The organism is Sulfuricurvum sp. MLSB (genome assembly GCF_000747095.1).
GTDB lineage: Bacteria > Campylobacterota > Campylobacteria > Campylobacterales > Sulfurimonadaceae > Sulfuricurvum.
Genome location: NZ_JQGL01000116.1, coordinates 1 through 12,783, shown reverse-complemented (window position 1 = coordinate 12,783; position 12,783 = coordinate 1). Strand labels below are relative to the sequence as shown.

Here is a 12,783-nt window from a genome sequence, read left to right as displayed (position 1 = left end):
AACTAAGGCGTAATGATGAATGTTTGTATGCATGATGTTGGAAATGGTCTTAATCTTTTCGTCAATCACAAAATGATGATTGATTTTGGTGGTGATATAGACAAGATTTCAAACTATCATTACCATCGATGTTGTAGATGCTATCCTGTTCATCATATTGAAACATTTGTATTGTCACACTTTCATGAAGATCACTACAATGGTCTCTTTTTTTTAAATCATTCGTTGTTTAATTTGAAACAGGTTTATTACCCGGGAATACCTACTATCATCGATAAAAATGGTAAGAATATTGGAATTACTTTTTTTTCTTATCTAATGGCAATGAATCATTATATTACACTCGGAACCAGTAGTGGTTCCGCTGCTGCTGACTTGATTGAACAATTACGTCAAGTCAGCACAACGGCTTTTCAATATGCACCTTTATTTAAGGGAGATACATTCAATCATAATGGTACAAAGTATGAAGTATTATGGCCTCCAAGAATTATAAATATAAAATCTCATACGAATGGAAAGACTTTAGATTCAGAAGATAAAGTGATTATTACAAAAATAAAAAAAGCGATTGGAGCTTTTGAAAAAGCAAAAGTCGAACATCCAGAATTAGACGAATTAGCTGAAAAATATTCCAAAGCTATAACTGAAAAATACAAGCATGAAAATCCCACACATGAAGAAAAATATAACTATCCTAATGCCAATATGAATAGCACTGATATAAAACTAGACAAAGAACCATTCACAAATGAGCCAACGGGCGTAAGTGAACTACCTCCTTTAGTAAAAACAGCAAATGATGCTTTACGTACAGCAGCTAATGATCTTAGTTTAGCTTTTAAATCAGAAAATAACAAAATACTTTTTTTAGGTGATTTAGAAACAAATCAAATTAATCGGGTGTGCCAATCTTTATCTAGAAAACAATTTGATGTTTTTATCACTCCTCACCATGGAACACACAAAGGAGGAGGTATGAAACTTCTCTCAATAAAAATTGCTTTATCTTCTGTTGGTAGCTTATACAAAGGCTATGTGAAAAATCCTGATTTAAAACACATTACTAATAAATTAGATACATACAACGATGGTTGTATACATGCTTATATTCATCATTCTTCAATTGATATTGAAAGGTGTAAATATAGTTCCAAAACAATATGATTTCCACTAAAACCTCACCCATATACCTCACACACATTCTTGACAGCTTATGAATAGTTATTTCATAGTATTTACATATGTCCCAAAAAGATAAACAGTATTGTAATTTTTCCCATCATATTGAAGGTTCTTACGTCCATTAATTTTTAGCATCACTTGAATGTCATACTTATAATCATTGAGTTTAATTTGCACTTTATCGGTTGGAACTGCAAAAACTAATGCCATTCTATTGTGGACATATCCATCTTTAATGCTTTTACACTCACCAACTGCTTGCTCCATTTCTGACTCAATATTGTTTTTATTTACATTCTTAGTCTCATGATCTCTAAGATATTTTGATTCAACAAGATACTTAATACCATCGATTGAAAAATAAAGATCAGCACGGCTATAGTCTTTTTGCCCACCACCTTTAGTTGTTGTATATTCGGATATTGCTACTCCACCTACTTTCCAAATTGCACCAACTAAACAACTTATATTAGCCATTTCATTATGCCAATAAGCAGAATCATTAAAACCATTCGCTTCTAAATATTGCTTATTGTTTTCAATCCATTGCATTATTATGGATTCCCATTTATCAGCATTTTTAACTGTTGATTTCACATTTACATAAATCTCATACGTATTACACATTTTTTCTCTTTCAATAATTTACATTTTAGTAAAACTCACTAGCAATAGCATAATAGTTTTTTACTTAGATTCTCGGCAGCGTATAGGTAGAGACTCCACATCTAATCTGCCCTAAAATCCAAAGAGAAAACAGCATTTGCGCTATAATTTCACATCTATTTTTGAGGGTTTCTTTTGCCGATTTTTAAAGTTCATACCCCCTACCAAAGTGCCGGCGACCAGCCTGTCGCCATCGAAGCACTCAGCAGCGGTATCAAGCGGGGCGAACGTTACGTCGCCCTCGAGGGGGTGACGGGATCGGGCAAAACGTTCACGATGGCCAAGGTGATCGAGAGCGTCCAGCTGCCGACCATCATCATGACCCACAACAAGACCCTCGCGGCGCAGCTCTACAGCGAGTTTCGCTCGTTTTTCCCCGAAAACCACGTCGAGTATTTCATCAGCTACTACGACTACTATCAGCCCGAGGCCTACATCCCCCGTCAAGATCTGTTTATCGAAAAAGACAGTTCGATCAACGACGAACTTGAACGTCTCCGTCTCTCGGCCACCGCAAACCTGCTCAGCTACGATGACGTCATCGTCGTCGCTTCCGTCTCCGCCAACTACGGGCTTGGTGACCCGGAAGAGTACGAGAAGATGGTACAGGTCATCGCGCTGGGCGATGAGATGAACCAAAAAAAGCTTCTGCTGCGCCTTGTCGAGATGGGGTATGCGCGCAACGACAGCTATTTCGAGGGGGGGCATTTTCGCGTCAACGGCGAAGTCGTCGACATCTTCCCGCCGTACTGGCAGGATCAGGCGCTGCGGATCGAGTTTTTCGGCGACGAAGTGGAACGGCTGGCGCTGTTCGAACCGCTGAACAACAGCGTCGTGCAGACGATCGAGACGATCACGATCTATGCCACCAGCCAGTTCGCCGTCGGGCAGGAAAAACTCTCCCGCGCCATCAAACGGATCGAAGACGAACTGGGAGAGCGGCTTGCCGAATTGAATAAACAGGGAAAAATCGTCGAAGCCCAGCGGCTCAAACAGCGCTGCGAATTCGACCTTGAAATGTTGCAGGCAACGGGAATGTGTAAGGGAATCGAGAACTACTCCCGCCACCTGACCGACAAAAAACCCGGAGAAGCCCCCTACACCCTGCTCGATTATTTTGCTCTGCACCATGACAAATACCTCATCATCGTGGATGAGTCGCATGTCAGTCTCCCGCAGTTTCGAGGTATGTTTGCGGGCGACCGAAGCCGCAAAGAGGTTCTGGTCGACTACGGCTTCCGCCTCCCAAGCGCTCTGGACAACCGGCCGCTGATGATCGATGAATTCATCGAAAAAGCGCCTCACTACATGTTCGTCTCCGCTACCCCTGCCGCGCAGGAACTGAATTTGAGCACGACGCTTGCCCATCAAATCATCCGTCCGACCGGTCTGCTCGACCCCGAGATCACGATCAAACCCAGCACCAATCAGGTCGAAGACCTCCACGATGAGATCAAAAAAACGGTCGCCCTCGGCGACCGTGTCCTGGTTACGGTATTGACCAAAAAGATGGCCGAAGCCCTTACCAAATACCTCGCCGATTTGGGGATCAAAGTGCAGTACATGCACTCGGAGATCGATGCGATCGAACGCAATCAGATCATTCGGGGTTTGCGCGTGGGCGATTTTGACGTGCTCGTCGGAATTAACCTCCTGCGCGAAGGTCTTGATCTCCCCGAAGTAAGTTTGGTAGCCATTCTCGACGCCGACAAAGAAGGTTTTTTACGCTCCGAAACGTCGTTGATCCAAACAATCGGACGGGCGGCAAGAAACGAACGCGGACGGGTATTGCTCTATGCCGACAAAATGACGGGATCGATGGAGCGGGCGATCAAAACGACGACGGAACGGCGTGCCAGACAAGATGCCTATAATAAAGAACACGGCATCACCCCGACAACGACGAAACGCTCCCTCGATGAAAACCTCAAACTCGAAGACCCCGCCGAACTGTACAACCGTTCTAAAAAAGCCAAAACGCTTCCCGCCGCCGAACGAAAAAAACTCGTTGACGAGCTCACCGCCAAAATGAAAGAGGCGGCGAAAAAACTGGAATTTGAAGAAGCGGCGCGTCTCCGCGACGAAATAGCAAAAATAAGGAAATTGTAAAATGGATAATATGCTCAGCAACCTGTCGACATACGGATATGTCGTCTTGTTTCTCTACTCGCTGGGAGGCGGTTTTGTCGCCTTGCTGGGAGCGGGAGTACTCAGCTTCATGGGTAAAATGGATCTTTCCCTCTCGATTGCCATTGCCTTCGCCGCCAATTTTATCGGCGACGCGCTGCTGTTTTACATGTCCCGCTATCACAAAACGGAGATGATGGAATATTTCAAAAAACACCGCCGCAAACTTGCGTTTTCGCATCTGTTGATCAAAAAGCACGGCGCCTGGATTATCATCATCAAAAAATTCATCTACGGACTCAAGACGCTGGTACCTCTTGCCATCGGCTTGACGAAATACGATTTTTGGAAATTCAGCGGCTATAACGCGCTCGGTGCCGCCATCTGGGCGGTCGTTATCGGAGGGGGAAGCTATTTGGGCGGAGGTGCTTTGCTCGAAGGGTATGAGCTGGTTGCCGACAAACCCTATCTTGCACCCGTCATGCTGGTCGTTGTCGGAGGGAGCCTGTGGATCTATTTTTCACAGGCCACCAAAAAGAGATAAAAATAAAAAGCTATCGGTTAAAACAATAACTTTTCGTCGGTTTTCGGCGCTTCTTCCTGCGTCACGTCAGGAGCTTTTGAGGTATCGGTGAATGCTTCGGTTACATTTCCGTCTCCGCCGGTCGTCATGTCGTATACTCCGGCTGGGCGGTCAAAATAGCGCTTGGTATTCGGATAGATGCGAAGCATATCTTCGTAAAAATAACGGAAAACCTGTCCGGCAGCCCGCCCCCCGGTCTCACTGCGGCGCATCGGCGTATTGTTGTCATTACCGAACCACACGACCGTCTCGACGCTCGGAGAATACCCGGCGAACCACGCATCGACGTTTTTATTCGTCGTCCCGGTTTTCCCGGCGATCTCGATTCCCGCTACCCGTGCCGACGTACCCGTTCCGTAGCTGACGACATTTTTCAAAATCGACGTCATCAGATAGATCTGTTCGGGGGTGTTGACCTGACGGCGTTTGTTTTCATAGCGAATCCGCTCTCCGCTCGGCGTCACCACTTCACGTACCAAAATCGGATTGGTCAGTCCGCCGCCGCTTGCGAACATCGTATAGTATTTTGCCAGATCCAGCGGAGAGATCATCATCGTCCCCAGAGCCAGCGATAAATCCGGCGGGAGATTTTCGACGATGCCGTATCGACGAAGCCCCTCAACCACTTTCTGAAATCCCATATCGCTGACCATGTTGATCGTAGCAAGGTTCCGTGAATGGGTCAGCGCGTCGCGGATGGTTACCATCCCTTTGTATTCGTTTTTGTAGTTTTTAGGCTGCCACGTCTTCTCTTCGCCCCCTTCACCCGCATACGTATAGGTACGGGCGATGTCGGGAACCAATGATGCGGGAGACATCCCGCTGTCGAGCGCTACTTGATAAATGAACGGCTTGAACGCCGATCCGGGCTGACGTTTGGCCTGTGTTACACGGTTAAAAGGGCTGAGTGAATAATCATACCCCCCGACCATTGCCAGAATCTCTCCGGTATAAGGATCAAGACTGACAAGCGCACCGTTGAGCTGACGCTGCATGTTCTCATCCAGATCCCCCGCTTCCTGAGCCCGTTTGAGAATCTCGTCACGCCCCGATTGAAGCGCTTTATATCCGGCTTCCTGAAGCCTCATATCGATCGTCGTATAGACTTTGTACCCGCCGCTTCGGATGTCGGGAAACGCATCGCCGAGCTGGCGCATAACTTCATCGATGATATAGGGACCGGAGTTTTTGCTGAGGGTGTCGTTGTAGACTTTCGGACGTTCCTGAGTCGCTTTCTCATACGTCGCCTGATCGATCCATCCCAGCTCATACATCCGTCCGATGACACGATTTGCACGTCCCAAAGAAAGCTCGTAATTTCGGGTCGGCGAATAAAAGTTCGGTGCTTTCGGAAGCCCTACAAGCATCGCCGATTCTTTGAGGGTCAAATCTTTAAGCGGCTTTCGAAAATATCCGTCCGAAGCCGTTTTGATCCCGTAGTAGCCGTGCCCCAAATAAATTTCGTTGAAATAGCGTTCCAGAATCTGCTCTTTGGTCAATTCCTGCTCAATTCGGATCGCATACAGCACCTCCTTGAACTTGCGCGAGAATTTTTTCTCGCGGGTGAGAAGGGTATTTTTGACCAGCTGCTGTGTGATCGTACTCGCCCCCTCTTTCAGTTTTCCGGCAGTAACGTCTTTAATGATCGCCCGCATAATGGCATCGGGATTAACGCCGTGGTGTTCGAAAAACATCGTATCTTCGATTGCCAGAAGCGCTTCGATCAGACGCGGAGGGATATTTTCGTACGAAACGTAATAACGGTGTTGATCGCTGAACAGGTTGGCAATTTTATTGCCGTTGCGGTCGTACACTTCTGTCGTCAGACGCGGCTGATAGTTGATCAAGCGTTGGGTTTCGTATTCAAACGTGTAAATAAGATAACCCAAAAAGCCGACGGGAATCATAATCATGATTCCGATTAAAATCAAAAAATATTTTTTCATTCGGGCTTTTAGAGATAATTGTTCAGGTTCATAAAGGTTCATCAAATTCTAAATCCTCTGGTTTTAAACTCGGCGTCAATCAACGCTTGGGTGTAGCTCTCTTTGGGGTTTGCCACGACCTGCGCCGTTTTCCCCGTCTCGACGATCCGCCCGTGGCGAATGACGCACATATCATCGCACAATGCCGATGCAACCGCCATGTCATGGGTTACAAACAGCATTGAAAAATTCATTTTTTCCTGTAGCTCTTTTAATAAAACGATCATTGCCTCTTTCGACACGGCATCAAGTGCCGTCGTCGGCTCATCCAGCAACAGCAGTTTCGGATCACCGCAGAGCGCAATGGCGACAACCACACGCTGAAGCTGACCGCCCGAGAGTTCCGGCGGATAACGCTCCAGCAGTTCTTTCTCCAGCCCCAGCAATTCAAAAAGCTCTTCGCTCCGCTCCTGCGGAACAAAAAGCTGATTCTTGATTTTTGTCAACGGCGAAAGAGCCGTAAACGGGTTTTGAGGAACCAGAGCAACGCTCTTTCCGGATTGCCATTCAAATCCGCATTGTTTTTCAAGCATTACCTCCAGCGTCGGTTCCAGCAAACCGAGCAACGATTTCAGGGTAAGCGACTTGCCGCTGCCGCTCTCCCCCACCAGTGCCAGAGAGCGCCGAATCTCCAGGGCAATATCGACGAGCACGTTCTGGTCATGCGTGATTTTCAGCCGATCAATCAGGACGGTATTCATCGCGATATTTTATCCAATATCGGCCCAAAACGCTCACATACCTGACGCAAAAGGCTTTCATCGATATCGAGTCTGGCGATAAGACGGATGATCGCTTTTTTCACCGTCGGCTGCCGAATCGCCCCGACATGAATTCCGAACTCGTTTTTCAAGTCCTCCTGAAGGCGCATCACTTCGCGGTTGTCGCCGATTTCGAGAGGAACGATCAAGCCGGGAACGCTGATTCCAAGCACATCATACACAATCTTTTGGCGGATTGAAATTTTCTTTCTGAGCTGTGCCGCATGGGCTAGAATGTATTCCAGAGCATGATAGGCCAAGGCCGTATCGTACAGCGAAGGGGCGGTAGCGTAGATGACATTTTTGGCGCGGTTAATCAGATATTCGCCGATGTGCGCAGAGCACAATGCATACGCGCCGAAGCTCCCGTATGCCTTCCCCAGCGTCCCCATCTTGACCATCAGCGGTGTCGGTGCTATCTGATAGTAATCCAAAATACCCATCAAGTTTTCCCCGATGACGCCGCTGCTGTGGGCTTCGTCAAGAATCAATATCGTATTATGGGAAATTGCCAGTTCGAGTATCTCGCGGCGGACCGTATCACCCCCCATGGAGTATATCCCCTCTACCGCGACGATAACCCGACGGTCCCTGTAACGTTCCAGTGCGGTTTGCACAAACTCCGTGTCGTTGTGCGGGAAAAAATGCACTTCCCCTTCGCACAATCTGGAGGCGATAATGCCGCTCGCATGGTAATCCTCGTCCATCAAGAGCACATCCCCCTTGCGCACAAGCGCTTCGATCAGGCCGATGTTGGCGTTGAAACCGCTCCCCATAACAATCCCCGTCTCGAACCCGTTTGCTTCGCACAGCGCTTTCTCAAACGCGGCATGTATCGGATGGTATCCTCCCACCAGCATCGACGCTTTAGGGGCATGATACGGGTAACGCGATAACGTCTCGCAGGCTTTGAGATGCAGCTCTTTGAGGTGCGCAAGCCCCAGATAATCGTTGGATGCCGCATCAATCAGCGCGTCATCGGCAACGAGCCGTTCCCGGTAACGACCGGAACGTTTAAGCGCCTTGAGTTCGTTTTCGTAAGGATGCATCATCGCTGGAGGGGAAGCTGCGCTATGTATTCGCGGATTTCGCTGATCCGCTCCTCATCCGCCGGGTGGGTGGATAAAAAGGCGGGAGGTTTTTGAGAACTTTTCGACAGACGCGCCATATTTTCCCAGAAACGCAGAGCCTGCAAAGGGTTATATCCCGCTTTCCACATCAGATAGATACCGATCTGATCGGCTTCGTGTTCGAATTTGCGGCTGTAAGGGAGGATCAATCCTATCTTTGAGGTGATCCCGTATGCCTGAGAATAAAGATTCTGGTACTGCGAGGGGATATTGAGAGCGGTTGCCAGCACCTGCGCACCGATGTTGCTCGCCGTCTGCATCGAAAGGCGCTCGGCACCGTGCCGCGCAAGCGCATGCGCGATCTCGTGTCCCATGACGGTGGCAATCTGATCATCGTTTTCGGCGATTTTCAAAATCCCCGTATAGAAAAAGACCTTTCCGCCGGGAAGACAAAAAGCGTTTGGCGTGGCATCGTCGATGACGTGAAACTCCCACGCAAAATCGCTCCGTCCGCTGACCGCGGCAATCCGCTGTCCGATCCGTCTGACCCGCTCCTGAAGTGCCCTGTCCTGACTCAGCTTGGAGCTTTGAAGCACTTTTTGCGCTTCGCTCGCTCCCAGATTCATCTCCTGATCGGTCGAGATCATCATAAACTGCGTCCGGTTCGTCACCGGAGTCGTAGCGCATCCGCTTATCAGTGCCGCCGCAAGGATCAACACACGTAACGTCATATCAGGCCTCCTCCATGAACATTCTGAGGATTTCGACGGAGAGTCCCATCGCGGTGCTCTCGAATCCCCGCACTTCCCGGATATAAGGTTTGCAAAACCCCTCCACCATGCACGCTCCGGCTTTTCCGCGCCATTGCCCGCTGTGCAGATAACGCTCCACGTCCGCAGGATCGAACGGGTCAAAAAAATAGCGTGTCACGGAGATATCCACCAACTCCAAGCGGGGCGTTTTGTAGATCATACAGGTAATGATATCGGTTTCCGAACCGCTTTGGGTACGAAGAATGTCTCTCGCATCGGTTTCGTCTTTGGCCTTGCGCAGGATTTTCCCCTGTGCCGTTACGACCGTATCGGCTACCAAGAGAGGGTAATCGGCACATCCGAACCGTTCCAGATTCACTTTGTATTTTCCCAGCGTAGCCTGATAAACGAAATTTTTGGGAGAAGATGCACGTATGGAGTCCTCATCGAAATCGATGGATTCCTGAATAAAAGGGATATTTGCATTCCGGAGCAGTTCGGCACGGGTAACCGATCCAGAAGCGAGACGCAGCATTGGTTAGTACGCGTTTCTAAGAACGACGCCGATAAAAATCGCGATTACCCCGAGGCCGATATTGACGGGGACCATGTATTGGGCAATCACGCCGAGCATCTTTTTGGCCTCGTCGACATTACCCAGTTTGAGAGCTTTTTCGGCTTTTGAGCGGCGAAACATCATCGCGCCGAGATTCAATGCCATAACAAGCCAGATCGCTTCTTTGATATGAACCGTGTTGTAGAGGCTCATGGCATAATCGTCGATCACGTTGCCGGACGCATCCAGTGCCGCAGCACGGAATCCAAGCCCGACCGCCATGAAAATCGCCGTTACCAGCAAAATAACGACAAACGGCCATACGATGCCAAAAAGACGCTTGAGAGTGTGCGCCGCACGTTCCAAACGCAGCTTCGGATCGGTAATCAGGCTAAGAGACTGATGCGTCGCAAAACGGATCGCAATCATCCCTCCGACCCAGATAACGGCACTGAGAACGTGCAAAAAAACGATCAGATTGCGGTGATCGGCAAACGTTTCGACAATAAATTGCTTCATTTGCTAAGTTCCTGCGTGACATAGGCCACTGCCGCCTCTTTGGCTTCACCCATCTTGGAAGCGTCTTTACCGCCCGCCTGGGCGAAGTCGGGACGTCCGCCTCCGCCTCCGCCGAGGATCGGCGCAATCGCTTTGATCCAGTCTCCCGCTTTGAGAGTCGTGTTCTTCGCGCCTGCGGCGAGAAGAACTTTGTCGTCTTTGATTTGGAATAGCATTACCGCGACCGATTCATGAGTATTTTTGAGTTCGTCAATCCGCTCTTTAATATCTCCGGCGCCCAACTCGGCGACAACCACAGCCGTGCTGCCCATCATCGTGACACCGAGTTCTTCTTTGGCGCTTGAAGCCAGTGCCGCCATGTCGGTTTTGAGGGTTTTCACCTGCTCTTTAAGGCGCTCGATTCCTGCCAATACATCCCGGTTTTTGACGGAAGCTTCAACCTCTTCGAGAAGATGGCGCTGCGATTTGAACAGATTGTAGGCCGCGTTGCCGCACACCGCTTCGATACGGCGCACACCCGCACTCACTCCGCTCTCTTTGACGATTGCGAATGTTCCGATGGTTGCAGTATTATCAACGTGGATACCGCCGCAAAACTCGACCGATGCCGACCCGAAATTGACGACACGAACCGTATCGCCGTACTTTTCGCCGAATTGCGCTTTGGCGCCGCTCTTTTTGGCCTCGTCGATGCTCATTTCGCGCGTTGTACCTTCCAACGCATGGAAGATATGGTAGTTGACCCGTTCTTCGACGAGAGCAATCTCTTCGTGGCTCATCGCTTTGGGATGCGAGAAGTCGAAACGGAGGCGGTTATGTTCGACCAGTGAACCGGCTTGAGAGATGTGCTCTCCCAGAATTTCGTACAGTGCCGCATGAAGCAGGTGCGTCGCCGAGTGGTGTTTGGCAATCTCGTTGCGTGAAGGGTCCACAATCGCCTCTACCGTCTCGCCGACACTGAGCGTTTCTTTCGTTTCGATGTGCGAGAGGTTCAGACCGTGGAATTTTTTCGTGTCCAGCACAACCGCTTTGTCACCCAATACGCCGCTGTCGCCGCATTGTCCGCCGCTCTCCGCATAAAACGGAGTTTCTTCGAGCAATACCCACCCTTTTTGGTGTGCGTGAAGCTGATCGATGCGTTCAAAGTTTTCGCCCAGAAGCGCCTGCACTTTGACCGGCGCTTTGGTGTAACCGTATCCGATGAAGGTGTTGACGCCGAACGTTTCGAGAAGGGTTTTGAAGTCCCCTTCAACATGGGCGTCGCCCGAGCCTTTCCATGCCGCTTTGGCCCGCTCGCGCTGAAGGCTCATAAGCCGTTCGAACGTATCGACGTCAAGGCCCATAGCTTTCTCGCGAAGCATATCTTCGGTCAAATCAAGCGGGAATCCGAACGTGTCGTAGAGTTTGAAGGCTACTTCGCCGCTGAAGACATCCTTGGTGTTTTTGAGTTCTTCGTTGAACAGTTCGATTCCCGACGCGATGGTTTTGAAAAACCGCTCCTCTTCGAGCATGATTTGCTCTTTAACGACGGAGAGCTTTTCGACAATGTAAGGGTACTGTTTCCCCATCACTTCGGCGACGGTGTCCGCGACTTCAAACATAAACGGCTTCGTAAAGCCCAGAAGGTATCCGTGGCGTACCGCGCGGCGAAGGATACGGCGCAGTACATAGCCGCGCCCTTCATTGCTGAAGTTCGTCCCCTGTGCCAGAAGGAACAATACCGTACGGATGTGGTCGGCGATAACGCGATACGAGGCCCCCGTCGCATAGACGTACGGCTTGCCGATGAGGGCTTCAACTTTGCGAATGATCGGCATGAACAGCGAACTGTCGTAGTTGCTCGTCACCCCTTCGAGGACTGCGGTTGCCCGCTCCAGCCCCATACCCGTATCGATAGAAGGCTTCGGAAGCGGTTTAAGTTCCCCTTTGGCGTTGCGCTCGTATTGCATGAAAACGAGGTTCCAGATTTCCAGGAATCGGTCACCGTCTCCTCCCATGTAGTCCTCGGGACCGTTGAAGTGCTCGGCGCCCTGATCGACGAAGATTTCCGAACACGGACCGCACGGTCCCGTATCGCCCATCTGCCAGAAGTTGTCCTTGTCCCCCAGACGCATAATGCGATCGGCGGCAATGTGCTTTTTCCAAATTTCTTCGGCCTCGTCGTCGCTTTCATGGACGGTGACCCACAGTTTATCAACAGGGAGCTTCATCACTTCGGTGACGAATTCCCACGCATAGGCAATCGCCTCTTCTTTGAAATAGTCGCCAAAACTGAAGTTTCCGAGCATCTCGAAGAACGTATGGTGACGCGCCGTATGGCCGACGTTTTCCAAGTCGTTATGTTTTCCGCCGGCACGGACACAGGTCTGAGCGCTGGTCGCGCGCGGGTTCGCAGGAATAGGGATGTCTCCCGTGAAGATCGACTTGAACGGAACCATCCCCGCATTGGTAAAGAGAAGCGTCGCATCATCAGGAACGAGGGGTGAACTCGCTACGCGCTCATGTTGTTTTGATTCGAAAAAGGCCAAAAAGGCTTCGCGGACATCCATCATGGGTTACTCACACTTGTCATAAAATTG

11 protein-coding genes are annotated in these 12,783 nt (G+C 49.5%); 3 read left to right on the top strand and 8 right to left on the bottom strand.

The genetic code is table 11. The features are described from left to right. Nucleotides 1-15: 15 nt before the first annotated feature. Nucleotides 16-1,167: a hypothetical protein gene (locus JU82_RS08255; RefSeq protein ID WP_037949295.1), complete on the top strand. Its 1,152-nt coding sequence runs from the start codon at nucleotides 16-18 to the stop codon at nucleotides 1,165-1,167. Nucleotides 1,168-1,224: 57 nt separating this feature from the next. Here the strand turns inward: JU82_RS08255 and JU82_RS08250 are convergent, their stop codons facing one another. Next, a complete protein-coding gene (locus JU82_RS08250) occupies nucleotides 1,225-1,812 on the bottom strand; it encodes a hypothetical protein (protein WP_037949293.1) in 588 nt (195 codons plus the stop codon). A 174-nt stretch (nucleotides 1,813-1,986) separates the two neighbouring features. Between JU82_RS08250 and uvrB the strand changes: the two genes are divergently transcribed. Both uvrB and JU82_RS08240 read left to right on the top strand, forming a co-directional pair. Continuing rightward, nucleotides 1,987-3,960, top strand: a complete 1,974-nt coding sequence (uvrB, locus tag JU82_RS08245; protein ID WP_037949291.1) for an excinuclease ABC subunit UvrB — start codon at nucleotides 1,987-1,989, stop codon at nucleotides 3,958-3,960. Between the two features lies 1 nt (nucleotide 3,961). Then, the gene (locus tag JU82_RS08240; protein ID WP_037949289.1) at nucleotides 3,962-4,522 is read left to right on the top strand and encodes a DedA family protein; all 561 of its coding nucleotides are present in this window, start codon (nucleotides 3,962-3,964) and stop codon (nucleotides 4,520-4,522) included. Between the two features lie 17 nt (nucleotides 4,523-4,539). Here the strand turns inward: JU82_RS08240 and JU82_RS08235 are convergent, their stop codons facing one another. Genes JU82_RS08235 through alaS form a run of 7 tightly spaced genes read right to left on the bottom strand, consistent with a single transcriptional unit; the run spans nucleotide 4,540 to nucleotide 12,753 of the window. After that, the gene (locus JU82_RS08235) at nucleotides 4,540-6,507 is read right to left on the bottom strand and encodes a penicillin-binding protein 1A (RefSeq protein ID WP_037949351.1); all 1,968 of its coding nucleotides are present in this window, start codon (nucleotides 6,505-6,507) and stop codon (nucleotides 4,540-4,542) included. 41 nt (nucleotides 6,508-6,548) lie between these two features. After that, entirely contained in the window at nucleotides 6,549-7,247 is a 699-nt protein-coding gene (locus JU82_RS08230; RefSeq protein ID WP_037949287.1) for an ATP-binding cassette domain-containing protein, read from the bottom strand. Continuing rightward, nucleotides 7,244-8,356 carry an aminotransferase class I/II-fold pyridoxal phosphate-dependent enzyme gene (locus JU82_RS08225; RefSeq protein ID WP_294892627.1) on the bottom strand — a complete coding sequence of 371 codons (1,113 nt, stop codon included), beginning with the start codon at nucleotides 8,354-8,356 and terminating at the stop codon, nucleotides 7,244-7,246. The genes JU82_RS08230 and JU82_RS08225 overlap by 4 nt, the downstream gene beginning before the upstream one ends. Continuing rightward, the gene (locus JU82_RS08220) at nucleotides 8,356-9,108 is read right to left on the bottom strand and encodes a M48 family metallopeptidase (RefSeq protein WP_037949285.1); all 753 of its coding nucleotides are present in this window, start codon (nucleotides 9,106-9,108) and stop codon (nucleotides 8,356-8,358) included. The genes JU82_RS08225 and JU82_RS08220 overlap by 1 nt, the downstream gene beginning before the upstream one ends. 1 nt (nucleotide 9,109) lies before the next feature. Next, nucleotides 9,110-9,664: a septum formation inhibitor Maf gene (maf, locus tag JU82_RS08215; protein WP_037949283.1), complete on the bottom strand. Its 555-nt coding sequence runs from the start codon at nucleotides 9,662-9,664 to the stop codon at nucleotides 9,110-9,112. Nucleotides 9,665-9,667: 3 nt separating this feature from the next. Continuing rightward, nucleotides 9,668-10,204 (bottom strand): hypothetical protein, encoded by a 537-nt coding sequence (locus JU82_RS08210; protein WP_294892608.1) that lies wholly within the window; start codon nucleotides 10,202-10,204, stop codon nucleotides 9,668-9,670. Then, nucleotides 10,201-12,753: an alanine--tRNA ligase gene (alaS, locus tag JU82_RS08205; protein WP_037949344.1), complete on the bottom strand. Its 2,553-nt coding sequence runs from the start codon at nucleotides 12,751-12,753 to the stop codon at nucleotides 10,201-10,203. The genes JU82_RS08210 and alaS overlap by 4 nt, the downstream gene beginning before the upstream one ends. Nucleotides 12,754-12,783: the final 30 nt, after the last annotated feature.

Bases quoted from the DNA above. Each gene is read 5' to 3' on its own strand.
- JU82_RS08255 (WP_037949295.1), top strand. From the start codon at position 16: ATGAATGTTTGTATGCATGATGTTGGAAATGGTCTTAATCTTTTCGTC.
- JU82_RS08250 (WP_037949293.1), bottom strand. From the start codon at position 1,812: ATGTGTAATACGTATGAGATTTATGTAAATGTGAAATCAACAGTTAAA.
- JU82_RS08240 (WP_037949289.1), top strand. From the start codon at position 3,962: ATGGATAATATGCTCAGCAACCTGTCGACATACGGATATGTCGTCTTG.
- JU82_RS08235 (WP_037949351.1), bottom strand. From the start codon at position 6,507: ATGAAAAAATATTTTTTGATTTTAATCGGAATCATGATTATGATTCCC.
- JU82_RS08230 (WP_037949287.1), bottom strand. From the start codon at position 7,247: ATGAATACCGTCCTGATTGATCGGCTGAAAATCACGCATGACCAGAAC.
- JU82_RS08225 (WP_294892627.1), bottom strand. From the start codon at position 8,356: ATGCATCCTTACGAAAACGAACTCAAGGCGCTTAAACGTTCCGGTCGT.
- JU82_RS08220 (WP_037949285.1), bottom strand. From the start codon at position 9,108: ATGACGTTACGTGTGTTGATCCTTGCGGCGGCACTGATAAGCGGATGC.
- maf (WP_037949283.1), bottom strand. From the start codon at position 9,664: ATGCTGCGTCTCGCTTCTGGATCGGTTACCCGTGCCGAACTGCTCCGG.
- JU82_RS08210 (WP_294892608.1), bottom strand. From the start codon at position 10,204: ATGAAGCAATTTATTGTCGAAACGTTTGCCGATCACCGCAATCTGATC.
- alaS (WP_037949344.1), bottom strand. From the start codon at position 12,753: ATGGATGTCCGCGAAGCCTTTTTGGCCTTTTTCGAATCAAAACAACAT.